Annotated in this window: 22 protein-coding genes; 3 read left to right on the plus strand and 19 right to left on the minus strand. The window is 43.1% G+C overall.

Translation table 11 applies throughout. From position 1 onward, the window contains the following. Nucleotides 1-7: 7 nt before the first annotated feature. From rpoD to OP489_RS07515, 6 genes are all read right to left on the minus strand, one after another. Nucleotides 8-1,108 (minus strand): RNA polymerase sigma factor RpoD, encoded by a 1,101-nt coding sequence (rpoD, locus tag OP489_RS07490; protein WP_266161319.1) that lies wholly within the window; start codon nt 1,106-1,108, stop codon nt 8-10. A gap of 4 nt (nt 1,109-1,112) precedes the next feature. After that, complete coding sequence (gene dnaG / locus OP489_RS07495) at nt 1,113-2,888, minus strand: DNA primase (RefSeq protein ID WP_266161320.1); 1,776 nt, start codon at nt 2,886-2,888, stop codon at nt 1,113-1,115. Nucleotides 2,889-2,927: 39 nt separating this feature from the next. Beyond that, a complete protein-coding gene (locus OP489_RS07500; RefSeq protein WP_266161321.1) occupies nt 2,928-3,923 on the minus strand; it encodes a deoxyguanosinetriphosphate triphosphohydrolase in 996 nt (331 codons plus the stop codon). A gap of 82 nt (nt 3,924-4,005) precedes the next feature. Beyond that, nucleotides 4,006-4,623 carry a YigZ family protein gene (locus OP489_RS07505; RefSeq protein WP_266161322.1) on the minus strand — a complete coding sequence of 206 codons (618 nt, stop codon included), beginning with the start codon at nt 4,621-4,623 and terminating at the stop codon, nt 4,006-4,008. Between the two features lie 73 nt (nt 4,624-4,696). Further along, nucleotides 4,697-4,900, minus strand: a complete 204-nt coding sequence (gene rpmE, locus OP489_RS07510) for a 50S ribosomal protein L31 (protein ID WP_180340396.1) — start codon at nt 4,898-4,900, stop codon at nt 4,697-4,699. Between the two features lie 87 nt (nt 4,901-4,987). Beyond that, nucleotides 4,988-5,767 carry a D-alanyl-D-alanine carboxypeptidase family protein gene (locus tag OP489_RS07515; RefSeq protein WP_266161323.1) on the minus strand — a complete coding sequence of 260 codons (780 nt, stop codon included), beginning with the start codon at nt 5,765-5,767 and terminating at the stop codon, nt 4,988-4,990. Between the two features lie 175 nt (nt 5,768-5,942). Between OP489_RS07515 and pyk the strand changes: the two genes are divergently transcribed. Continuing rightward, the gene (gene pyk, locus OP489_RS07520) at nt 5,943-7,700 is read left to right on the plus strand and encodes a pyruvate kinase (protein WP_266161325.1); all 1,758 of its coding nucleotides are present in this window, start codon (nt 5,943-5,945) and stop codon (nt 7,698-7,700) included. 66 nt (nt 7,701-7,766) lie between these two features. Here the strand turns inward: pyk and OP489_RS07525 are convergent, their stop codons facing one another. From OP489_RS07525 to OP489_RS07550, 6 genes are read right to left on the minus strand one after another with little or no spacing between them, the layout of a single operon-like run. Beyond that, entirely contained in the window at nt 7,767-9,179 is a 1,413-nt protein-coding gene (locus OP489_RS07525; RefSeq protein WP_266161326.1) for an aminopeptidase, read from the minus strand. Nucleotides 9,180-9,200: 21 nt separating this feature from the next. Then, nucleotides 9,201-9,818 (minus strand): lytic transglycosylase domain-containing protein, encoded by a 618-nt coding sequence (locus OP489_RS07530; RefSeq protein ID WP_266161327.1) that lies wholly within the window; start codon nt 9,816-9,818, stop codon nt 9,201-9,203. Next, on the minus strand, nt 9,815-10,417 hold the full coding sequence (coaE, locus tag OP489_RS07535; protein ID WP_266161328.1) for a dephospho-CoA kinase: 603 nt from the start codon (nt 10,415-10,417) through the stop codon (nt 9,815-9,817). Before coaE ends, OP489_RS07530 begins: the two co-directional genes overlap by 4 nt. Then, nucleotides 10,414-11,433: an L-threonylcarbamoyladenylate synthase gene (locus OP489_RS07540; protein ID WP_266161329.1), complete on the minus strand. Its 1,020-nt coding sequence runs from the start codon at nt 11,431-11,433 to the stop codon at nt 10,414-10,416. The genes coaE and OP489_RS07540 overlap by 4 nt, the downstream gene beginning before the upstream one ends. Before the next feature lie 13 nt (nt 11,434-11,446). Further along, on the minus strand, nt 11,447-12,532 hold the full coding sequence (gene prfA / locus OP489_RS07545; RefSeq protein ID WP_266161331.1) for a peptide chain release factor 1: 1,086 nt from the start codon (nt 12,530-12,532) through the stop codon (nt 11,447-11,449). 57 nt (nt 12,533-12,589) lie between these two features. Further along, nucleotides 12,590-12,787, minus strand: coding sequence for a DUF951 domain-containing protein (locus tag OP489_RS07550; protein WP_180340388.1), 198 nt, complete (start codon nt 12,785-12,787; stop codon nt 12,590-12,592). Nucleotides 12,788-12,933: 146 nt separating this feature from the next. On the opposite strand from OP489_RS07550, the gene OP489_RS07555 reads away from it, so the two are divergent. Continuing rightward, a complete protein-coding gene (locus OP489_RS07555) occupies nt 12,934-13,908 on the plus strand; it encodes a biotin--[acetyl-CoA-carboxylase] ligase (protein ID WP_266161333.1) in 975 nt (324 codons plus the stop codon). A gap of 93 nt (nt 13,909-14,001) precedes the next feature. On the opposite strand, the gene OP489_RS07560 is transcribed toward OP489_RS07555, so the two are convergent. From OP489_RS07560 to OP489_RS07585, 6 genes are all read right to left on the minus strand, one after another. Further along, a complete protein-coding gene (locus OP489_RS07560) occupies nt 14,002-16,221 on the minus strand; it encodes a hypothetical protein (protein ID WP_266161335.1) in 2,220 nt (739 codons plus the stop codon). Next, on the minus strand, nt 16,218-18,311 hold the full coding sequence (locus OP489_RS07565; RefSeq protein WP_266161336.1) for an efflux RND transporter permease subunit: 2,094 nt from the start codon (nt 18,309-18,311) through the stop codon (nt 16,218-16,220). The genes OP489_RS07560 and OP489_RS07565 overlap by 4 nt, the downstream gene beginning before the upstream one ends. An 18-nt stretch (nt 18,312-18,329) precedes the next feature. Then, nucleotides 18,330-18,932, minus strand: a complete 603-nt coding sequence (locus OP489_RS07570) for a TetR/AcrR family transcriptional regulator (protein WP_266161338.1) — start codon at nt 18,930-18,932, stop codon at nt 18,330-18,332. 173 nt (nt 18,933-19,105) lie between these two features. Continuing rightward, nucleotides 19,106-19,942, minus strand: coding sequence for a mechanosensitive ion channel family protein (locus tag OP489_RS07575; RefSeq protein ID WP_266161341.1), 837 nt, complete (start codon nt 19,940-19,942; stop codon nt 19,106-19,108). Between the two features lie 18 nt (nt 19,943-19,960). Beyond that, nucleotides 19,961-21,178 (minus strand): class I SAM-dependent rRNA methyltransferase, encoded by a 1,218-nt coding sequence (locus OP489_RS07580; RefSeq protein WP_266161342.1) that lies wholly within the window; start codon nt 21,176-21,178, stop codon nt 19,961-19,963. A 44-nt stretch (nt 21,179-21,222) separates the two neighbouring features. Continuing rightward, a complete protein-coding gene (locus OP489_RS07585) occupies nt 21,223-22,086 on the minus strand; it encodes a DMT family transporter (protein WP_266161344.1) in 864 nt (287 codons plus the stop codon). 208 nt (nt 22,087-22,294) lie between these two features. On the opposite strand from OP489_RS07585, the gene OP489_RS07590 reads away from it, so the two are divergent. Further along, nucleotides 22,295-22,873: an RICIN domain-containing protein gene (locus tag OP489_RS07590; RefSeq protein WP_266161346.1), complete on the plus strand. Its 579-nt coding sequence runs from the start codon at nt 22,295-22,297 to the stop codon at nt 22,871-22,873. Between the two features lie 168 nt (nt 22,874-23,041). On the opposite strand, the gene leuS is transcribed toward OP489_RS07590, so the two are convergent. After that, complete coding sequence (gene leuS, locus OP489_RS07595; RefSeq protein WP_266161347.1) at nt 23,042-25,450, minus strand: leucine--tRNA ligase; 2,409 nt, start codon at nt 25,448-25,450, stop codon at nt 23,042-23,044. Nucleotide 25,451: the final 1 nt, after the last annotated feature.

Genomic DNA, 25,451 nt, shown 5'->3' on the forward strand with positions numbered 1-25,451 from the left:
CTTTCAATCAATCCAAAAAATCTTTCAGCTTTTTGCTGCGGCTTGGGTGACGCAATTTACGAAGAGCTTTTGCTTCAATCTGACGAATTCTTTCACGAGTGACATTGAATTCCTTACCGACTTCTTCCAAAGTACGGGAACGTCCATCCTCCAAGCCAAAGCGAAGGCGCAATACTTTTTCTTCTCTGGGGGTCAACGTATCGAGTACATTAGAAAGCTGTTCCTTGAGCATAATATGGGAAGCAGCATCTGCCGGAGCGGGTGCATCATCATCTGGGATAAAATCGCCCAAATGACTGTCTTCCTCTTCACCGATCGGTGTTTCCAATGAAACCGGCTCCTGCGCAACTCGCATAATTTCACGGACCTTCTCCACCGGCATATTAAGTTCTGCACTGATCTCTTCTGCAGTAGGCTCACGGCCATTTGCATGCAGAAGCTGACTCGAAACTTTTTTCACTTTATTGATCGTTTCGACCATATGAACTGGAATTCGAATGGTACGCGCTTGATCGGCAATTGCACGAGTAATGGCCTGACGAATCCACCAAGTAGCATAAGTGGAGAATTTAAATCCTTTTGTATAATCAAATTTTTCCACTGCTTTAATCAGGCCCAGGTTTCCTTCTTGAATCAAATCGAGGAATTGCATTCCTCGGCCCAAATACCGCTTTGCAATACTGACAACCAAGCGAAGGTTTGCTTCTGCCAAACGCTTTTTGGCTGTTTCATCTCCATCGGAAATCCGAATTGCTAAATCGATCTCTTCTTCGGGAGAAAGCAGTGGAACCCGCCCGATCTCTTTCAGGTAAACCTTAACCGGATCATCAACTGAAATACTTTCACTCCCAACTCCGGCATCGGCACCGCTGTCTTCCGGCGAAAGATTCAAATTGATATCATCCAGATTTTCGGTTCCGAAATCTTCTATAATTTCAACGCCCTGACTCTCCAGTGTATCATAGAATTTTTCCAGCTGTTCCGGTTCAAAATCCAGCTCTCCAATCGCGTCAAGAATCTCTTTGGTTGAAAGTTGTCCTTTTGATTTACCCTGCTCAATCAATTCCCGGATCACTGTTTTTTTATCCGGTGTTGGTGTAACTGTCATTTCCTTAATCCCCCTGTTTCCTTGTTTTCTGTTCTTTCAAATATTCAACATATGCTAAAAGGTCCTTTTCACTGGAATTTTTCTGCAACATCTGTTTTTGCGATTCTTCCAGAATTACCTTTACATAATCTTGAGCATCTTTCCGGCTCATAGGAATGTCTGCAACCTTCGCAAGGATTCTCGCAAGAGTTCCCATTTCTTCCGGAGAAAAAACAGACGATAAATCTGTTAAATCTGTAGATTTTCCCTCTTTCATTCTGTCCATAATTACCCGATATACACGGCAATTAAAGGAAGTACTGAATTTTTCCGGCGGTAATTGCTGAAAAATCTGCAAAGAAGCCTCTGGATAACGAATTAAATAGGCAAGCAACGCTTCTTCCGCCCCTGCTGCCCGCAGCTTATCCTGCTTTTCTGGGTTCACAGAATCTTTGAGTCCAATCCTTTTCTGCTGAAAAGAACGGAATTCTTTTTTGCGTTCAGATTTCTGTTGTTTCTGGCGCTGTCTTTTGATCTGACTTAAAAGTGTTGTTCGCTCCACATGTGTCTCTTCAGAAAGTTTTCCAGCGTAAACTTCCTGTTCAATCGGATTATCAAGCGTTGCCAAAACTTTTACGGCACTTTCCAAAAAAGCAACTTTTCCGTCCGGTGTCTGAACATTGACTGTACGACGCGCTTTCTCCAACTGATATTCCACGTCATTGCCGCACTGATCCAAAAGCTGCTGAAAACGAGCATGTCCATTCTCTCCATAAGAGCGAATAAACTCATCCGGATCTTTGCCGTTCGGCACTACTAAAATCCGCACATTCAGCCCCGCTTCTCTCAAAAGGGGAATACTGCGCGAAGCCGCCTTTTGTCCTGCAGAATCCGCATCATAAGAAGCGATTACTTCCCCTGTATAGCGGGAAATCAACTTTGCCTGCTCTGGGGTCAGTGCAGTTCCAAGCCCTGCAATCGCATTTGTAAAGCCCGCCTGATGCAATGCGATTACATCCATATAGCCTTCGCAAAGGATCAGGTTATCTTGCCCCGAATCTTTTGCAAAATTGAGTGCAAACAGATTCCTTCCTTTATGATAAACCGGCGTATCACTGGAATTTATGTATTTGGGCTCTCCGGGGCCAAGAATTCTTCCGCCAAACGCCATAATGTTTCCTCTTAGATCAATAATTGGAAACATCGCACGGTCATAGAAACGATCAATCAAATGGCCGCTGCGTCCGCGAAAAGCAAGGTTTGCACTCACGATTTCGTCTTCTTTATATCCCTTTTTCCCGAGAAAATCCACCAGAGAAAATCTACCGGGTGGTGCATATCCCAATCCGAAATGGCGAATTGTCTTCACGCTTAGTGCTCTGCCCATAAGATAATCCAACGCTTTTTTCCCCTGCGGAGAAAGCAACATCTGATGATAATAGCGGGCAGTTTCCCGATTGATCTCATAAATTCTGGTACGTAGCTTCATTAGTCCATTGTCTGCTGCATCTTCAGGGACTGTCATTCCCGCACGCTGTGCAAGAAAACGAATTGCTTCCATATAATCAAGATTTTCAATTTTACGGACAAAGGTAATTACGTCCCCTCCAGCGCCACAGCCGAAGCAATAAAACGAACCATTTTCCGGATAAATATTGAAGGACGGTGTCTTTTCATTGTGAAAGGGGCAAAGCCCAACCAGATTTCTTCCCTGCCTTTTTAATGAAACATAGGAAGAAGCAACTTCTGTTAGATCACTGCGTGATTTGAGTTCTTCTAAAAATTCCTGCGGCAGCGGCATTTCGAGCTCTCCTTCTTCCTTTTTAAATCTTTCAAAAAATCAGCGATTCCATGCTTTGGGAACGTAAATCTCCATAAATTTTTCGACTGCATATTGGTCAGTCATTCCCGCGATATAATCTGTTACCGCGCGGTTAAGCCCGTCTTCTTTCTCAATTCTCCTCATATCATCCGGGAGATTTCCCGGCTCCCCAAAATATTCATAAAGCTTTCCGATAATTCCGGGAACTTTCTTCTCTTCACTCTTTGCATACGGATTTTCATAGACGGAATGAAACATAAAGCGTCTCAGTTCATCAAAAGGAACTTCAATTTCCGGCTCCATTTCAATTTTTCCATTCTGGCTGCTCTCCACTACGGAATGAACCAATGTATTGATTCTTTGACTTTTACTGTGTCCCAAAAGATTCGTAAGTGTCTGCGGCAGGTCTTCTTCGCTAATAATCCCAGCACGTTCAGAATCATCAATATCATGGTTAATATAAGCGATTCGATCAGAAACCCGCACAATCTGCCCTTCCAACGTCTCTGCTTGTCTTCCGGTTGTATGGCACAAAATGCCATCTACTACTTCTTCAGTCAGATTGAGGCCTTCTCCATTTTTTTCTACACGCTCCACCACGCGAGCACTCTGTTCATAATGGCGGAATCCTCCTGGGCAAAGCTCATTGAGTGCGCGTTCTCCTGCATGCCCAAAAGGGGTATGTCCTAAATCATGTCCCAAAGCAATTGCTTCCGTGAGATCTTCATTCAGGCACAACGCCCTCGCAATGGTTCTTGCAATCTGTGCTACTTCTAATGTATGGGTCAACCGCGTACGGTAATGATCCCCTTCCGGTGCAAGGAAAACCTGTGTTTTATGTTTCAGCCTGCGAAAAGACTTACAGTGGATAATGCGGTCTCTGTCTCTTTGAAACGGCGTGCGCAAATCATCGTCTTCTTCCGGACGCTTACGGCCTTTCGTCTGATCGGAAAATGCCGCATATGGAGATAAAATCTGTCTCTCAATCTTCTGTGTTCTCTCCCGTACTGTCATCTTCAGATATGCACCGCCCTTTTAAAAACATTTCTACATGAATATACGCAAAAAAATGCAAAATTCCTGCAAAAAGAAAAAATCATTCGCAAAAATAAGTTTCTCCCTCTATTTTCACACAAATTGCACCACTCGTTGCTTCTGTAAATTCAGTTTGAAAGAAATGGAATTTCTCACTTTTAATGTGGAACTGCAATTTGACTTCTGCCCCAAACTCACTCTTGTCAATCTTGCCGCCATATTGAGGAATCAATGCAGAAACTTTTCCGTATTGGGAATAGCTGCAAGAAAGAGATAAATTTTTACCAGGGTACATAGTAACAATTCCGGCATCCTCCAAGGCAAGCGATGCCGTATGGGAATAAGCGCGTACCAATCCGCCTGTTCCCAGAAGAATTCCTCCAAAATATCTGGTCACAACGATCATTGCGTTGACCACACCATTTTTAAGAAGTACATTCATCACCGGAACCCCTGCTGTTCCCTGCGGCTCTCCATCGTCTGAGCAATGTTGAATTCCATCTTTTAACACATAAGCCGAAACATTGTGCTTTGCATCCCAATGGCGTTTACGGATCATCTGCAAAAAATCCTGTGCTTCCTTTTCCGTAGAAACGGGAAACGCATATCCAATAAATCGTGATTTCTTTTCCGTAAAATCCCGTTCTCCGGATTTTTGCAAAGTCCGATAGACTTCCATAAAAACGTTCTTCCTCTCATATAAAAACAGGCGGCGCATTTCTGCACCGCCCGATTAAAACCAGTTTAATGATTTATTTGCCAATTCCATAACGCTTTTTGAACATATCAACGCGACCGCTGGTATCCACCAGCTTCTGCTTGCCGGTGAAGAACGGGTGGCACTTGGAGCAAATTTCAACGCGGATATTTTCTTTTGTGGATCTGGTATGAATCACATTTCCGCATGCGCAGGTAATGGTTGTTTCTTTGTACTGGGGATGAATTCCTTCCTTCATGATTGTCACCTCTTTCTTCCAACTGCAAACTTAACATTAAGATTTTACCATAGCCATTTCAAAAAAGCAAGTACTTTTTTAGAAATCTCAACTGAGTGCCCCTGACTGCTTCAGATAAGATACATATTCCTCCAAGCACATCCCATAAGAACGCATCTTCATTGCCGATTCTTCTCCGACATATCGATAATGAGTAAAGCTGCCAGACATTCCGGTATATTCCGTCTTAGACTCCGGGTATCTCCTGATAAATCCATAAAAAACGCATTGATTATCGAGCCACTTGGCCGCTGCACTATTCTCAAAATCTGAGTCTCCGTCTACCTCGAACGACAATCCCAAAGCATCTTCACACGCATTTCCAGGCGGAACGGTCTTTGCCGCCTCGGCTTCAGCACGAACCTGTGTATATCCGCCGCCAGAAATTAAAGAAGAAACCTTATCCTGATAAAGTTTTTCCTGATCATCTGCATTGATATATCCACTCTTAAGCTGAATCGAATATCCTGCTTTTTTAGCAGCTGCTAAAAATTGTTTTAAAGCATCCGCAATCTTTATGTTGACTGAAACACCGGAAACTGTTGTAAGCTGCGGCGGTTTCTCCTCTTTATTACAGGGAAATTTTGACGAAATGACTGTTAAAAGAGAAGGATCAAGCGGCTCTTTTGCAATTGCCTGTGAAGAAACCGTCTTCTGATCCTCTTCTGTCCGAATTTCCTGTAAAGACCGATAGCATAAAAATACGCCGGCCAAAATAACAATCAAAATCAAAATTAAAATAATCCGACGACTAACCTTAATGGTCCCATTTTCATTCTTCGATAATTTTGTTCTGCCTCTGCGCAAAAATGTTCTTTTCGTGCCCATGCGGTCCTCCTCTCTATCTTTATTTTCTCTTGTTATTATTGTAACCTGCGATTTCTTAAAAAGCAAACTCCAAAAAAATGCACAAATAAAGGAATCAAAATTTGATTGTTGATTTTTTCACAACTGCAGAGTAAAATGGATGTAATTTGAAAAATTTAGGATCGAGGTTTGCAGTATGAGAAAAACAAAAATCATCTGTACAGTCGGACCCGCCACAGATCAGGGCGACACTCTGCGCCAGTTGATGCAGAACGGCATGGATGTTGCACGGCTGAATTTCTCCCATGGCACACATGAAGATCACAAGATGCGAGCCGATAAGATCAAGCAGCTTCGTGAGGAACTTGATCTTCCTGTTGCCCTGCTGCTAGATACCAAAGGTCCGGAAATACGAACAGGTACTTTTAAGGAACAGCAAGTTACATTAAAAGAAGGCGCCCCCTTTACACTGACAACGAAACCTATTGTCGGTGATGAAACAATTTCCTATGTAACATTTTCACGTTTACCAAAAGAAGTTCACCCCAACAGTAGAATTTTAATTGACGATGGACTGATTGAGTTGAATGTAAACTCCTGCACAGATACAGAAATTCACTGTACAGTAATAAACGGCGGCACACTTTCTTCTCAAAAAGGAATTAATGTCCCGAATATTTCACTTTCTCTTCCTTTTATCAGTGAAAAAGATCAGTCTGATATTGCATTCGGTGTAAAAGAAGGATTCGATATGATCGCTGCTTCCTTTACACGCAGTGCGGAAGATATTTTAAACTTACGGCGCGAATTAAAAAAGAATAACTGCCATAATATGCGTATTATCGCAAAAATTGAAAATATGGATGGCGTTCGAAACATTGATGAAATTCTGCGTGTTTCGGATGGAATCATGGTTGCACGCGGTGATCTGGGTGTAGAAGTCCCCCTTGAGGAAATTCCAATTCTGCAGAAGCAGCTCATTAAAAAAGCGATGCAACAAGGAAAAACGGTCATTACTGCCACCCAAATGCTGGATTCTATGGTCAGCCATCCTCGTCCCACACGTGCAGAGGCTACTGATGTCGCCAATGCTATTTATGATGGAACGAGCGCAATTATGCTTTCCGGAGAGACAGCTGCAGGAAAATTTCCAGTAGAAGCTCTTAAAACTATGGTCTGTATTGCAACACGCACCGAGGAAGATATCGATTATGCTGCTATTCTTAAAAAGCGCCCTATTTGCTCTTCTAAGTCGGACGTCACTTCGGCAATCTCTCATGCGACCTGTACCACTGCTCACGATTTAGGTGCAGCAGCAATCATTACGGTTTCCAAATCAGGTACCACTGCCCGCATGATTTCAAAATATCATCCCGCCTGCCCCATCATTACCGGCACTACAGACCCCGTCGTTCGTCGCCAGCTAAACATTTCCTGGGGAGTTACCCCCATCATCATACAGGAGCAGGACAATACCGACGCACTTTTTGACCATGCAATTAAGATGGCCCAAAAAGCTGGTCTTGTAAAAGACGGTGATCTAACCGTAATTACTGCCGGTGTTCCTTTGGGAATTTCCGGCACTACAAATTTGCTGAAGGTACAGTTGGTCGGTGATATTTTGGTTTCTGGAAAAACTGCCAATAAAGGATCTGCCTGCGGAAATCTCTGTGTGTGCTCTTCTCCGGAAGATGCTAAACAAAATTTTAAAGCAGGGGATATTTTAGTCGTTCACGAGACAGATAATCAATATCTTCCTTATATGAGAAAGGCTTTCGCAATCGTCTCGGAAGCCCCCGGACTCAACTCGCATGCCGCGATTGTAGGCCTTGCACTGGACACTCCCACAATTGTCGGCGCCAAAAATGCAACCAAGATTTTGCGTAGCGGAACGGTTGTCACAGTGGATGCCGATCGTGGAATTGTTTATTGTGGACAGAAAAAATTCTCTTAAATTTGCTTCATCTACTAAAAAGGGATACCGGAAATTTCCGGTATCCCTTTTTTGACCCTAAATCGATTATTTTGCTTCGTAGAAAGAACGGATTCCACGATAGGTCATATAAATATCCAGTTTGGAAACCACTTCAAAAGGAGCATGCATTGACAAAACCGGAACCCCAACATCAACAACATCAACATTCAAGTTTGCAATGTACATTGCTACCGTTCCGCCGCCGCCAGCATCAACTTTTCCCATTTCACCGGTTTGCCAAAGCACATCATTTTTCTCGAAAATTGACCGAATCTCTGAAACAAGCTCTGCTGTTGCCTCACTGGTTCCGCTCTTTCCGCGGCCACCGGTATATTTGCTCATCGCAACACCATTATTCAGGAAAGTGGAATTATTAAGCTCATACATACTTGCATAGGTGGGATCGTACGCCGCCGTTACATCCGCCGAAAGGCATTTTGATTTTGCCATTACATGACGCGGAACAAGGCCCTCTTTTTCAGCCAAGTCTGCAATAAAGTCTCTCATAAAGACACTGTTGAGTCCAGTGTTTCCATCACTGCCGATTTCTTCCCGATCAGCAAGGACGGTAACGATTGTACTCTCAGGCGTTTTTGCCGTCAGTGCAGCCATCACTGCAGGGTAAGCGCAGACGCGGTCATCATGGCCATAAGCACCGATCATACTGCGATCGAATCCAAGGTCGCAGGGCTTAAACGCCGGTACAAACTCAATATCCGCACTGACAAAATCCTCTTCTGTAATTCCGTATTCCTGATTTAAAAGGCGCATCACATTCAGTTTGAAAATCTGATCTCCTTCATCATCGCGAATCGGACGGCTGCCAACAAGGATATTGAGGTTCTCTCCCTCAATGGCCTTCATCATTGGCTTACGCATCTGCTCATCTCCCAGATGCGGCAGCAAATCGGTCACGGTAAACATTGGATCCCCCGATTTTTCGCCGAGGCAAATATCCACTTGAGAACCGTCTTTCCGGCAAACTCTGCCATGCATTGCCAAAGGAATGGTTGTCCATTGGTATTTTTTAAGGCCCCCATAATAGTGTGTTTTAAAAAGTGCCAAATCATCTTTTTCATAAAGCGGATGGGGCTTTAGATCAAGACGTGGAGAATCAATATGAGATGCAGCAATTCTTACGCCATTTTTGCAGCCTTTTGTTCCAAAGACTGTCAGGATAACTGCCTTTCCACGGTTATTGAAATACACCTTGTCGCCGGCCTGATAATTCTTATCAGGGTCGTAAGGAGTAAATCCTTCTTTCTCCGCCAATGCAATCGTTGAAAGGACAGCTTCCCGTTCGGTTTTAGAAGTCCCTAAAAACTTCTTATACCCTTCACAGAATTTATCTGCCTTTTCAATTTGCTCATCTGTTACCGAAAAGAACCCGTTCTTACGATTAATGAGAAGTTTTTCGGCAAGTTTTTTTGTTTCGCCCTTATTTTCTTTTTTTGCCATACCTGATACCTCCGATCAAAATTATTTTTGGGAATTATATAGACTTTTATACTGCTGATAATTGCTCAGCACCCGCTGAACATATGTCTTAGTTTCTGGATAAGGAATTTCTTTGAGTGTGATTCCATCATCAGAATAATCATTGTCGGAAAGCCACCTGTTTACATTGCCCATTCCTGCATTATAGGCAGCAATACAAGTGCCGAGATCCTGATAAGTACCCTGCAAAATTGAAAGGAATTTGCATCCGTAACGGATGTTAATCTCTGGATTGTAAAGATCTTCGTCTGTATATTCCGGATCATCCGGCATCTGCCACTGCAGCCAGTCAAATGTTTCCGGTGTGATTTGCATCAATCCTCTGGCGTCTGCTCCGGAATGCGCATTGGGATCAAATCCGCTCTCGGCTTTCATGACAGAGTAAACGAGAGAAGGTTCCACTTGAAACTGTGTCGTATATTGATCCACAAGCTCCTGATACTTCTGCGGATATGCAGCATACTGCACCTGTTCATTGCTTTTATGAAGCAATGACACCAGACCAACAACGACCCCTGCTATCAGAGTTAAAGCCGCTACCACAATCAAGATTCGTTTCTTTCGTAATTTTCGGTTGGTTCGTCTTTTGATATATCTCATGCGTTTCCTTCCAATACCTGCTGCAAAAATTCAGAAGCACGCCCCCCTACTTGTTCCGGCAAAAGATTGCCGTTTAAAATAAAATCGGAGTGCTTCCGGAAAAAATCATCCGAATATTGAACGGACATTCGGGAAAGAGCTTCTTCGCGGCTAATCCCATCACGTTTTTGCAGCCGCTTGATTCGAATTTCTTTTGGTGCCAGAACTGCCGCTATAAAATCGCAGCGAGAATCAAGTCCGCTCTCAAAAAGCTGCGGTGCATCAATGATAATTGCCGGAGTAGTTTCTTTTGAAAAGATTTGTAGCTTCTTTTCCAGTAAAGCGAGTATTACGGGATGCGTAATTTGGTCAAGGAGTTTCGTATGCTCTGCATCCTGAAACGCTCTCTTAGCGAGTTCCTTACGATTGAGTCCATCTGCCGAAATCAGATCTTCTCCAAAAGCCCGCTGCAAATCTTTGATGCAATCGGGATCCTGTACCGCTTCTCTGGCAAGCTGATCACAGTCAATGATTCTGCAGCCCAAATTTTCGAGTGCTGCAGTCCATGTCGATTTACCGGCTCCAGTCGGACCGGTCAATCCAATAATCAGCTGTTTCAAAGATGAAGCACCTCAAATCCGGCTGCCCGCATCAAACGATTATAAACTGCCAACCCAACTCCTTTTGGTGCAGGGCAACGAGCATAAACGGTTTTTGCGTCAAGAAGGTCTACTTCGCGCAGGGCATCAAAAAGATGATGTGCCATCTGGGACATATCCGTCTCTGCCCCATAACACAAATAAGGGCTCTTTAATCCCGCACAATCCTCATCATAGCAAAGAGCCATTACTCCCGGTGCAATGTGAGAATTTACATAATTTCTGTACTGCTCATCATTGCCATCAAGAATAATTACATTTGCTTTCGGAGAATAATGCTTATACTTCATTCCCGGAGAAGAAGCACGCACCCCTTCTTTTAAAGGATGCAGCACTGCATCATCCATCTCTACTTCTCCCAAAACAGAACGCAGCTGCTCCAATGTGATTCCACCCGGCCTTAAAAGACGCGGTGGATTTGACGCCAACGTAATCACTGTGGATTCGACGCCAACCTTACAGGGACCACCATCAATTACGGCTTCAATTTTTCCAGAAAGATCATGCATAACATGTTCCGCTGTCGTAGGACTTGGCTTTCCGGAAAGATTTGCAGAAGGCGCTGCCAAAGGCAAACCAGCAGCTGTAATCAGCTGCTGCGCCGCCGGATGAGATGGAAAACGAATTGCAACTGTCGGCAACCCGGCACTAACTTCATCGGGAATACAATCTGCTTTTGGTAAAATCATAGTAAGTGGCCCCGGCCAAAAAGCCTTTGCCAATTTTTTTGCACTTTCGGGGACAGTCGCTACCAAATGATAAATCTGAGAAAAATCCGAAATATGAACAATCAACGGATTATCCATCGGTCGTCCTTTCGCTGCAAAAATTTTCGCAACGGCTTTTCCGTCCAGTGCATTCGCCGCAAGTCCATAAACCGTCTCCGTCGGTATCCCGACGAGGCCGCCGTTCTGAAGGAATTTTGCCGCACGCTCAATTCCTTCCATATCCGCTTTTAACAGTTCCGTTTCCACCATTCTTACCTCACTTTTAATTTTCATGCTCTGATGAGCGCATATTTTTTTCCAATTGAAGCGTTCGATCCGCTGCAATTAAAGGATCTATCAACTGATCCAAACTGCCATTTAAAACGTCCTCCAGCTTATACAGCGTCAGACCGATTCGATGATCGGTTACACGGCTCTGCGGATAATTATAAGTGCGAATCCGCTCGGAACGGTCGCCTGTTCCTACCTGACTGCGACGATTTTCTGCAATCGCCTCATCATGTTTTCTCTGCTCTACTTCAAAAAGCCGACTTCTGAGCACTCTCATTGCTTTATCTTTATTTTTATACTGACTGCGTTCATCCTGACATTCGACTACCATCCCCGTCGGAAGATGCGTAATCCGGATTGCCGAACTGGTCTTATTAATATGCTGACCTCCGGCTCCACTGGAACGAAAGGTGTCAATCTGCAAATCTTTAGGATCGATTATAAGCTCTACCTCATCGGCTTCCGGCAGAACGGCCACCGTCGCTGTTGAAGTATGAATTCTTCCCTGCGTTTCCGTTTCAGGGACGCGCTGCACGCGGTGAACGCCGCTTTCATACTTTAAGCGGGAATAGGCACCCGCTCCCGAAATCTGAAAAGTAACTTCCTTGCAGCCGCCGAGTTCCGTCTCATTTAAATTCAAAAGCTCCGTCTGCCAATTTCTGCTCTGTGCATACATCGTATACATTCGATAGAGCACTGCAGAAAAAAGAGCTGCTTCTTCCCCACCGGCTCCTCCGCGGATTTCCACGATCACGTTTTTTTCATCATTGGGGTCTTTGGGAAGCAAAAGAATATTAATTTCCTCCGTAAGGCGCTTAATTTCTTCCTGCGCTTCTTCCCGATCCATAAGGGCAAGATCATGCAGTTCACGGTCTCCGGATTCCAGAAGCTCCTGGGCTTCCGACAATTTTCTCTGAGCCTTCTCATATTCTCCATATGTACTGACCAAAGGCTCCAGATCTTTATATTCTTTCATCAGCGCTGCAAATTTTGTCTGATCTCCTGCAATTTCAGGCAAACAGAGCTTCTGCCCTAATTCTTCATATCTTTTTTGAAATATCTGTAAATTTTCAAACATAAAAGTTCTCTCCTTATGAATTAATTACCAACATTCTGTAAATTCATAAAGAGTCCCCTAAGCTTTTTCTTTTGGATCATCGCGTAAGATTCTGCGAATATTCTTTTCACATTTTAAGCGCGGAACCATAACTTCTCTTCCACAGGAGGTACAGCGAATTTTAAAATCCATGCCCGCCCGCAGAACCAAAAAAATTTTATTTCCGCAGGGATGCGGTTTTTTCATTTCAATGCGGTCACCGGGTCTGATATCCATCTGAAAATCCTCCTTTTATCTTTGCGTTTCATATTAGTATACCACGAATCCACCATCAGAGACAAATCTTTTTCGGTCGGAACCTTGCTTCCCACTTTTCTTTGTTTTATAATAAAAACACAGTTTAAAAAATGAGGGTGAAATCCATGGCAATTAAAGAGGAAGTTTTGCAATATCTGCGAAAATCCACGGGAGATGTCTCTGGAGAAGAACTGAGTGAGAGACTTGGAATCTCCCGCACAGCAGTTTGGAAAGCAGTAAATGCCCTGCGGGAAGAAGGCTACGAGATTGCTTCTGCCACTCGCCGCGGATACCACCTTTTAAAAGAACCCGACCGAATTGATGCAGAAGATCTTCTGCAAAACTTAGATACGCAGTTCCTCGGCAAAGAGATTCAGGTATTTAAAGAAATTGACTCCACTAACGAAGAAGTAAAACGTCAAGCACTGCGCGGTGCCCAAGACGGTCTTGTGATCGTTTCTGAAGAGCAGAACGGTGGCAAGGGAAGACTCGGGCGTGCATGGAACAGCCCTTTTGGTACAGGACTTTATTTTTCCTTCTTATTACGTCCTGAACACATTCCAGAGCCACTGACAAATGCCACCCTTTTAGCAGGGCTCGGTGTTGCGCGCGCCCTAAGACATGTTTGGGGATTAGATGCTAAAATCAAATGGCCAAACGATGTTGTCATCGGCAATAAAAAAGTCTGTGGGATTCTCACTGAGATGGCTGCAGAAATGGATAAAGTGCAATATATTGTTCCGGGAATCGGTATCAATGTTGGAAACCAATCATTTCCGGATGAGCTTGCAGTGAAGGCAACTTCGATATTGATTGAAACTGGAAAACCAGTGAAGCGTTCCGACGTTTTGCTGGCTATACTGAAAGAACTGGATAAACTATTTCTAAAGAAAGAATTCCCCCTCAAAGAATATAGTGAGCTATGCGTCTCACTTCATAAAAAAGTTCGTTATACGCGTGGTTTAAAATCTTATACGGGAACTGCTTTTGCGATTGCTCCCAGTGGAGAATTGATGGTACGCAGTGATGAAGACGGAACAGAAATTCCGATTAGCACTGGAGAAGTCATTGTTCAGGGAATTTATGGACAAAACATTTAAGAGTTTTTGATAAGTCAAAAGGCGCTTTGTATAAGCAAAAATTGTTTATACAAAGCGCCTTTTAATTTTGTTTGATTTAAGTCATTTCAAAGATCAGAAGAGGCTCTTCATGCGTGCCCAAAAGGACTGATCGGTCTTTGTCTTGATTCCATCATTCACTGATGCATCTTCATTTAGTTTTTCGTCAGAATCATCTTTTTTAATTTCATTAGTCTTCATGATAAAGCTGACATGGTTGCTGCAGTCATCAGAAACGCCGGAGAAAGTTTTATAACTCTTTGCCTGATCTAAAATTGCATCTTTCAGATCAAGCAATTTCTCTGCATCTGCTTTGCTGGAAACCACTTTGTTGGCAACAAGATCGATGCCATTTACCTTAAACTGATTGGTTCCGGTCGAGAGTTCTCCGCTCTTTTCTGCCAAAGTACCGGCAGCCTCTGTTAACTGTCCAATGCCATTCTGCAGCTGAATTCCTCCACTTTGCAGTTCTGTTGCACCGGTCTGTAGTGCCGAAGCACCTGCATTGACCTGTGCAGAACCACTCTTAAGGGAGTTCGCTCCATTTTTAGCGCTCTCTGCCCCATCAGAAACCTGTTTGGCACCGGCAGCCAGCTCATTTGCCTTTTGCATTAAAGTATCAACTCCACCAGAAACTAAAGTCAGATTGTCAGAAATCTGTTTCGTTCCATCAGCGACTGACTTTGCACCATCATTGAGCTGTTGAGCAGATTCATTCAATTTCTTTTCCTGCCCTGCAAAATTACTCTTAATCGTTTGGGCAGAACCGGTAAGTGTACTGTTCGCACCTTGGCCGATCGCCTGAATATCATTGCCAAGTCCCGTTAGCTTTGTACCGATCGTTGTGTTATTCTGGATACCAGCAATCATTGCATTGATCTGTGCTTTTGTAGTCGCATCTGTTGTAGTAGCCGCAATGCCTTGAAGATTTTTAATCAAATCCGCATTCTGCGTCTGCAGGGTTGCACCAATGTCTTTTGTATCACTCCCAGCCTTTGCAAGGCTTTGGACAAACGGCTTATTGGAATCACTCATATCGGCACTGATCTGCTTCATAGAAGAATCTACTAAAGAGCCGGTCACCTGCTGCAAAGCCGTTGTAAACTCTCCTAATCCACTCTGTAATGCAGCCGCTCCGTCTTTCGCCTGATCACTGCCAGCCGAAAGCTGTTTTACGCTGCCGTCTAATTGTGTAATACCCTGTGCAAAAGCACTGCTGCCATCTTTCACCTGTTTTGCACCGGTCGAAAGGGCTTCTGTTCCGGAAGCCAACTGGTCGCTGCCAGAAGAAAGTTGCTGGGTACCGCCTGCAAGCTCTGTACTCCCACTATTTAAAGAATTGATTCCATTATTCAGCGTTTCTACTGCGCTCTGCAATTCCAGCATTTTATTGTTATAAGTAGAAAGAGCACTTGCCAAAGCTTCAGAACCTTCACTCAGCTGACCGGAAGCACTTTCCATTTGATCAACTAAAGAGTCAACCTGACCCACATCAAAAGAAAAACTACCGTTACTGCTTTGGGAACCCGCAGGGAGTGCTGCACCCATAATCGAGTTCATTTCCAAATTGGTGGCATCCGCAGTAATTGTAAAACTATCTTCCAAATTAATTTTGCTTAGACTCTCCAGCGTACTGATAGATGATCCTAAAGTTTCCTTCATGCCCGGCAAAGAAATCATGGTGACGATTTGATTGTTTCCTTCTGAAACGACCGCACCGCCTTCCGAACATTTTACATTCTGAAAATGGTCGGTAGAAAAACTGCAGAGAGCTGCCGCCAAAAACGGCGTATAAATCGTTCTTGATTCTCCTCCGACCGATTTTGTTGCCTTTTCATGATTCTCAAAAGAAACGGTCATTTCCAGCTTTCCGGATTTACCCGCAAGCTGATCTGCACTAATTTCCTGTCCGTCTAATTTATAATCCACTTTCATGGTGACGGGAGCTTGTGCACTGCTATTTCCTTGATAGTAAAGGTCGTCTCCGGAAATATTTTTCCATTCCAGTTCTTTGCCGTCTAAAGTAGGAGAATCGTCTCCCTTTACATTTTTAACATCTGTTAGATTCGTGGATTCGGAATAATTTCCAATTCCATTATCATTGTGAACCCATGCACTAACTGTCTCATTCTGAACATTGCCATTCGGATCGGTAATCAAATAAACCGTTTCTTGACGTTTATAATTTTTGGAACTGTCGTTTGCCGTTGTTCCCTCTGCCGCAAAAGCGGTTGTTGTCACCAGAGAAGCACACAATGCAATACAGATCAGTTTCATCATCACTTGTTTTTTCATGCTGTCTCAATCTCCTTTGAATTAGTCTTATTCTGAATCCAGTGATAGCTGGTCTTTTCAATCACTTTGTTAAACAAAAGCAAAATAGCCGGCAAAACAAATATAATTGTTACCATACTGATCAACGCGCCTCGAGCCAGCATAGAGCAGAGGCTCTTAATTAGATCCACTCTGGAAACAAGCACCACGCCCAAAGTTGCTGAGAAAAAGGTTAGGCCGCTCGTCAAAATAGAGGTAGAACATTTTGTAACTGCCGTCAGCATAGCCTGTTCCGGCACACTGCCGTTATTGAGCTCTTCACGGAATCGATTCGTCATTAGGATTGCATAATCAATCGTTGCTCCCAACTGAATCGTTCCGATCACGATACTCGCAATAAACGGAATGACCGTTCCGGTAAAGTACGGAATGCCCATATTCACGGTGATTGCAAATTCAATTGCTGCAACCAAAAGGACCGGAATTGAAATTGATTTAAACGAAATCAAAATAATGACAAACACTGCAAGAATCGAAACGACACTGACATTTTTAAAATCAATATCAGCAACCTGAACCAAGTCTTTTGTCATAGCGCCTTCGCCCGCGATCACAGCATCCGCGTCATAAGACTTCGCAATTTTCTTCATCTCATCAAGCTGTGCATTGCACTGATCGCTACCCGCTTTGTAAAGGCTGTTGACCAGAATCATTTTATGGCCGCCTTGATTGAATGTCTCCTGAATAGCTGCTGGTTCAAACGCTGTGGGAATTCCGCCCCCTACATATTTCTCATAGGAAAGCGCCTCATTAACACCATCGACATTTTGCAGTTCCTCGGTCAGATTTTTGATTTTATAATCATCCAGCTGATCGCTGACTAATACAAAGTGGGTGGTATCCATCTTAAAATCTTTTTTAAGTTTATTGGTGCTGACGATTGAATTCAAATCCTGCGGCAGGGTCTGATCCAGCGCATAATACTGACTGACTTTTCCCTGTGCTACTGAGAACGGAATTAGCAGTAAAACAAAGACAACTAAAATCCCTTTATGATGCTTTACAATAAACTGCGGAATTTTCTTTGTTTCATGAATCAGCACACGGTGTCTATATTTACCGATGGCATGATCAAATGTCATCAAAAGCGACGGCAGAACGGTAAGCGTACTGATCACACCTAGAAGCACACCTTTCGCCATCACGATACCAATATCGGCTCCCAATTTAAGACTCATGGTACAAAGTGCAAGAAAACCTGCAATTGTTGTCAGACTACTGCCTGTAATAGAATTAAAAGTTGCAACAATCGCGGTAGCCATCGCATTTTCTCGATCAGACTGTTTCGTACACTCTTCGTTATAGCGATGCAGAAGAAAAATAGAAAAATCCATCGTTACCCCTAATTGGAGAACTGCTGCCAACGCTTGGGTGATATAAGAAACCTGGCCAAGAAAAACGTTACTGCCAAAATTGTAAATGATCGGGAAAACGATGCCCAGCATAAAAATCAACGGTACAATCGTGCTCTCCAAAGAGAGGAAAAGGACTATCATACTGAGCAGGACTGCGACCAAAACATATTTTGGCATTTCTGTTTCAACAATATCTTTTGTATCTTTGACGATTGCCGTCATACCAGCTAAAAAACAATTTTTATTTGAAATAGAGCGAATCTGTGCAATCGCCTGAAAAGTGCTTGGCGACGCGGCGCTGTCTTCAAATGAAATGATCATCATTGTTCCGGTATCGCTATAAAAAATCTTTTTAAAATCATCCGGCAGAACATCGTTCGGGATCGAGGTATCCTTAATATCATCTGCCCAGATTACTTTATGGACCCCGGGAACTTCTTTAATTTGATTTTTTAAGTTGACAACATCTTTATCCTCCATATTATCAACTACCAGCATCGCGGAACTTCCCATATTAAAATCTTTATCCAAATATTTCTGGCCAATCATAGAATCCAGATTCTCTGGAAGATAAGACAAAATATCATAATTTACAAAAGTCTTGCTGTATCCAATGACTGATGGAATCAGTAGCAAAACTGCAAGAATTACAATGACTCTCCGGTGATGCACAATCCATTTTGCAAATCGCTGCATTTTCATTCCTCCTTTTATCTATCTGCGAAGTATTTTTCGAATCGATTCATAAAGAATCGGTTTTAGATGATCAATGTCGGTGGGCTGCCTGCGCAAAATTGCATGATAACTGACTTGAGCCACTAATTCAATAATCATATAAAGCAGTTGAAAAGATTCTTGTGCACTGAATTTTTCCTTTTTCATATTTGCTGTATAAGCCGCCAGCAGTTCTTCCATCGTCTGGTTTTCTTTTGCCTGCGCAGAAAGCAGCGTTGGATTTAAAAGCCCTTCTGAAAGATTTTTATTAATAATCTTTAAAATTTCCGGATCTCTTTTAAATCGCTCAATAATATCATCCACCAAAAAAATGATCCGTTCCACGCAGCTTTCTATATTTTGCTGCTGTGCGCGAACCATTGCAGAATGAATAATTTCAGTGCTGTAAAGAATGATCACCTTATTAAGCAATTCCGTTTTATCGTGAAAATAAAGATAAAACGTTCCCTTTGCCACTTTGGCCCGTTTTACAATCTGATCTACCGAAATCCCGGAAATTCCTTTTTCTGCAAAAAGTTCATAAGCCGCTCTTTCCAAATTATTTTTCTTTTGCTTCTTTTTATCTTCAATTTTGCTTTGCAACCTAATCCCTCCTTTCTAAAAATGACCGTCGGTCATTTACCGCTTTTTAGTATATGCAAAAAATGACTGAAAGTCAATCTTTTTCAGATGACTTTCAGTCATTTTGTATACCTGCTCAATTTTTGTGAATTTAGCTATTATATTTAGTAAATATTTGTGTGATTTGCTAAGAACTATTTGTCTGGATGATACTCTTTTATCTCATCTTTCAGATGAACATCAACTTGATCAAACGGGATGGTAAGTTTGGCACGGTCAAACGCCAATTTGACTTGTTCCTGCATTTCATAGTACAGCGGCCAATAATCGGCTGTTTTGCACCAAACACGAAGGAGCAGACGCACCGCACTTGCTCCATGCTCTCGTACAGCCACCATCGGAGCCGGCTCTTTCAAAATTTTTGGATTCTCTTCTGCTAATTTCTGCAGTACTGCTTTTGCCGCCAACAAATCGTCTTGATAAGAAATTCCATAGGTAAGATCGAGCATACGATTTTCCATCGCGGTATAATTCGTAATCACAGCCGCCGTTAAAGTAGAATTAGGAATCACAACTTCTCGATTATCAAAGGTCTTCAGAACAGTAAACATCATTTCGATTCGCATAACAGTCCCCTCGGTACTGTCCACAGCGATATAATCCCCCACTTTAAAAGGCTTTGTCAAAATAATCTGCGCTCCACATGCAACATTGCTGAGATTATCTTTTAAAGCCAATGCCGCAGTCACTCCGGCCGCGCCAACTGCCGCCACGATTGCACTGACATTCACATTGAGCTGATCCAGTACAGCAATCACAACGATTACTTTCAGCAAAATTTTCAGTAAAGAACCTACAAACGTAACAAAGCCAGCCTCAACACCGGTGCGGTTCAGCATACGTTTTCCAATCCGAATCAGCCAGTCACTGAGTTTCCAGCCGATTGCAAAGATCAGAAGTGCACCAATCAGTCTTGGCAACGCCCCTTGTATCCACAAAAGAAAATCCTGCCACATGGTTTCAAATGGCATGTATGCTCCTCCTTTCGTTTAGACTACCTGAAATAAATAGAATTTTAGGTAGTCTGTTTCGGGGACATTCCACAGAATCGGATGATCCGGTCCCTGCTGTCTTTCTTCAATCTGCCGCAGAGAAACACACGCTTTTGAGGATGCCTCCCGCAGCATTTTCCGGAACAGTTCATCCGTCATAAAATGGGAACAGGAACAGGTTGCAAGATATCCTCCACGAGGCAGCAGCTTCATTGCACGTTCATTGATCTCTAAATAGCCGTGTGCTGCATGTTCTACCGTTCTGCGGCTCTTTGTAAACGCAGGTGGATCCAAAATGATAAAATCGTATTGTTTTGGTGTAAGGCTGGAAAGCAGATCAAAAACATTTGCCGTTTCAAAACTCATTTTGGAGTCCAGGTGATTTTCTTTTGCATTTCTTTGCGCCATTTTAATCGCATCATCGCTGATATCCACTGCATGAACATGCTGTGCCCCGCCCTTAGCCGCGTTTAAACCAAATGAACCTGTATGGGTAAAGCAATCCAACACTTTCTTGTTTTTTGCAATTTGTGCAACTGCGCGTCGATTATACTTCTGATCCAAAAAGAAACCCGTTTTCTGTCCGTTTTCGAAATCTACAAAATAACGAATACCGTTTTCCACAATCGGGACTTCACAGGAAGATGGAATCTCCACTTCCTTTAAAGGATAAAATCCTTTTCCCTGTTCCATCCCTTCCAGCTCTCGAATTCCTACATCATTGCGTTCGAAAATTCCGCGAATTTCAATTCCGTCATCTTTTAGTATCTGATAAAGTGCCTCAAAAATAACCGGTTTCCATTTTTCCATTCCAAGGCACAATGTCTGGGTGACTAAAATATCATGAAATTTATCGACTGTCAGACCAGGCATCTGATCCGCCTCTCCGAAAATAATACGGCAGGCATCCAAATCTTCCGCTTTCATAATACTTTTTCGGTATTCCCAGGCATAGCGCAGGCGACGAGCAAAGAATCTTTCGTTGATCTCATCATTCGCATTTCTGGAAAGCACCCGTACCCGAATCTTGCTGTGCGAATTATAAAAGCCTGTCCCAAGAAAGCTTCCTTTCTGAGAATGAATTGTGACAAGCCCTCCATCTTCTGCAACTTCTCCTATGGGCGTAACTTCCGTATCATAAACCCAGGGATGTCCCATCAAAAGAAAAGCTTCCGCTTTTTTACTGACCGCAACCTGCGGATAAATTTTTTTCATATTTTTAATCCTTTCCTGCCCGTTTTATCATCAACCATTCGGTCTTAACACTGTTGTTCCCGTTTTAAAGTACGATCCTGCAAAATGCACCAACCTGTCACTGCGAAAATCACAATGACACTTCCAATCAGCGCAAAAGTTCCTGGTTTTTCCCCATTAAATAAAAACACCCAAATAGGATTTAGCAAAGGTTCAACTGCTCCAATCAAATTACATGCAAGCGGAGGGCAATCTCCCGTTGCAAGTCCAAAAAGCACATAAGGAATTCCGAGCTGAAAAATTCCCAACGCCAAAATCGTAAGAACGCTCTGTACTGTTATCTCCATCGGTGTCCAAAAAGCAAACGGCAGCCCAATTACCCCCGATATCAAAAGGCCTAAAAAGATTCCAGACATTCGCTCGTTCTTTCCGCTTTGCCCGAAAAAGACATAGGTACAGGCAACACAAAAGCCACAAAAAACGCCCAGAAAATTTCCAAGAAGGCTTCCGCTGCCAAGCTGATCAAAAAAGAAAAGCGTGATTCCACACATTGTAATCCCTACAACAAGTGCATCTGCATGGCGAATTTTCTGATGGAAAACCAATGCATTCATAATTAGAATAAAGATTGGAGAAGTAAATTCCAGCACGATCGCATTGGCAGCCGTCGTCAGCTTATTGGCAATTACAAAACAGATAAAAGTAAGGGCCAAAGTAAAGCTGGCCAGAACCGAACGCTTCGTCAAACAAATCGGAATCTTTTGATATTTCATATATATATAAACAACGACTGCTGAAAGCAAGCTGCGAAGTCCACAAATTACCATCGAATGCCATGGAATCAATTTAATAAAAATTCCGGCAGTACTCCAAAGTGCCGCACATACCGCCATCATGATAACAGCCTGCTTCTCACGGGAAGTTTTCAAAATCTTTTCTCCTCTTCTCAAAATCGACTAAAAATTGCACAATTTCTATGATAGCGGAATCATCTTTAAAAAGCAATCATAAAGAAAAGATTCTCCTTTCAAAAACTTTCAGACCGTAGCTTTATGAGAGAATTAGTTGACATTATGTGATCGAATGCTATAATAAATCCAAATTCAGAGAAGTTTTTAGAAAGGGAGCGTATCCGCTATGACAAAAAGAAATGTAACCGCAAAATTTGCCTCTCAGACAAAGTATTATCGAATTGTTTCAAAGCAGAGCGGAAAAGCGATCGATGTATGCGATGCCGCAATGGAAAGCGGAATACTGCTGGAAGTCAATGATAAAAACAATTCTGACAGTCAGCTGTGGATGATTATTCCCGGTCAAAAATCCACCTGCCGCTTTCGCAACAAGGCAACCAATAAATTCTTCGATGTGATCGAAGGCGGAACTAAAAATGGTTGCTGGCTCCACCAATGGGAAGAAGCAAATGCTTCCACGCAGCTTTGGAAAATTGAATCTACCGGAACGGCCGGTGCTTATAAAATCAAATCTATTGCTGCCGAAAAATATCTGGATATCGTTGGTATTTCCTCTATTGCCGGCGCTAATTTGCAGCTTTGGGAAAATACAGATGGGGATAACCAAGAGTGGGCACTGGAACTGATGGAAGATTTCACTCCTAAAAAAGAAAAGAAAGCCAAAATGGCGGCTTCTAAAGCAAAAAGCACAACATCAAAGCCGAAAAAAATCACTCCTAAAAAAGCAATTGAAAAATCCGAATGAAACGTTCAGGACATTTCTCTTCTGTCAAAAACATCAAAAGCAGCGCCATTAAAATCGGTGCTGCTTTTTTATCTTTTTCAAGCAGAAAGATCCCATCAATAAAAGGTAGAAAATGAATTCCGCCTTTAATCGATGGGATCTTTTTAAACAAATAAAACGAAACTAAAATTATCTAGCAACCAAATTGACAAGTTTGCCCGGAACATAGATCTCTTTCAAAAGTTTTTTGCCGGAAAGTTCTTCTGTAATCTTTGGCTCCGCTTTCACTGCTGCCAAAGCATCCTCTTTTGAAATATCCGCTGCAACGTTCAAACGTGCGCGAACTTTTCCGTTCACTTGGACCACGATTTCAATCGTATCTTCTTTACATTTGGATTCATCATAAGAAGGCCATGCCTGCTGACATGCCATCTTATCGTTTATCTTTAGCTGCTCCCAAACTTCTTCCGTCACATGAGGTGCAAAAGGATTAAAGAGCAGAGTGAAAATTTCAAGTTCTTTATGAGTGATCGAGCCAGCAGCATTAATCTCGTTCATCAAGCTCATCATGGCAGCGATTGCCGTATTGAACTTCAGATTTTCGATATCCTCACTGACCTTTTTAATTGTTTTATTGAAAGGCACTTCCATCTCGGGGCGAATAGTTTCTTCCGGCGTCATCACATCGAGCAGTGCATAATACCGCTCAACAAGACGACGGCAGCCTTTGATACTCTTGGTGCTCCACGGGGCCGCTTTTTCAAAATCTCCAATGAACATCTCGTAAAGCCTCATGGTATCCGCACCGTACTCATCAACAACATCGTCCGGATTCACCACGTTGCCGCGGGATTTACTCATTTTTTCTCCGTTTTCACCCAAAATCATGCCATGGCTTGTTCTCTTTGCATACGGTTCCGGACAAGGCACGACGCCAATATCATAGAGGAATTTATGCCAAAAACGGCTGTAAAGCAAATGAAGTGTTGTATGCTCCATGCCGCCGTTATACCAATCGACCGGCATCCAATATTTCATGGCTTCTTTGCTTGCAAGCGCCTTATCATTGTGCGGATCAAGATAACGCAGGAAATACCAGGAAGACCCTGCCCATTGCGGCATGGTATCTGTTTCTCTCCTCGCAGGGCCGCCGCAATGCGGACAAGTGGTGTTGACCCAATCCTCCATATGAGCAAGAGGAGATTCCCCATTATCCGTAGGCTCATAGCTTTTAACCTGCGGCAGTCTCAGCGGCAGCTCACTTTCGGGCAGAGGAACCCAACCACATTTTTCGCAGTAAACCATCGGAATTGGCTCGCCCCAATAGCGCTGACGGGAGAAAACCCAATCACGCAGCTTATAGTTCACTTTGCTGCGCCCAAAGCCTTTTTCTTCAATATATTGCTTAATCTTTTCCTTGGCTTCTTCTACGGTAAGGCCATTCAAGATTCCGGAATTGACCATTACTCCGGTAGCACAATCGGTAAATGCCTCTTTCTGTACATCGCCGCCTTTTACAACTTCGACGATCGGCAGTCCAAATTTCTTTGCAAAATCCCAGTCACGGGTATCGTGTGCCGGCACAGCCATAATAGCGCCGGTGCCATAAGTCATCAGGACATAATCGGAAATAAAGATTGGAATTTCTTTTTGCGTCAATGGATTCACCGCTGAAACACCGGCAAGCCGAACCCCAGTCTTCTCCTTCTGTACTTCGGCACGTTCAAATTCACTCTTTTTAGAAGCTTCTGCCTGATAGGCTTTGACTTCATCCATGTTCTGAATTTTATCTGCCCATTTTTCAATGTAAGGATGCTCCGGAGAAATAACCATATAAGTAGCGCCGTAAAGCGTATCCGGGCGAGTCGTATAAACGGTCAGAAGATCTCCGGCCGTTGTTTTAAAATCAACTTCAGCGCCAGTAGAACGGCCAATCCAGTTCTTCTGCTGAATCTTAACCCGATCCGGATAATCCACCAAATCGAGGTCATCAATTAGGCGCTGTGCATAAGCGGTAATTTTAAGCATCCACTGGCTTTTAACCTTATGAACGACTTCGCTGTGGCAGCGTTCACAGACGCCTTCTACAACTTCTTCGTTTGCAAGCACGCATTTGCAGCCGGTACACCAGTTGACGCTCATTTCTTTTTTATAGGCAAGACCATGTTTATAAAGCTGAAGAAAAATCCACTGCGTCCATTTATAATATTCCGGATCTGTAGTATTAATTTCCCGATCCCAGTCAAAAGAAATCCCCAAATTTTTAAGCTGCTGCTTAAAACGAGCAACATTTTTCTTGGTCACTTCGGCGGGATGGATATGATTTTTAATTGCAAAATTCTCGGTAGGAAGGCCAAAAGCATCCCAGCCGATCGGATAAAGGACATTATATCCCTGCAAACGGCGCTTTCTCGCAATAATATCCATTGCAGTATAGGAACGCGGATGCCCGACATGAAGCCCCTGTCCAGAGGGATATGGGAATTCGATCAGCGCATAAAACTTTTCTTTATCACTATTATTTTCCGCATGAAAAGCATCGGATTTTTCCCATGCCTTCTGCCACTTTTCCTCAATTCTTTTATGATCGTATTTCATT

It is taken from the genome of Caproicibacterium sp. BJN0003, assembly GCF_026314295.1.
Lineage (GTDB): Bacteria > Bacillota > Clostridia > Oscillospirales > Acutalibacteraceae > Caproicibacterium.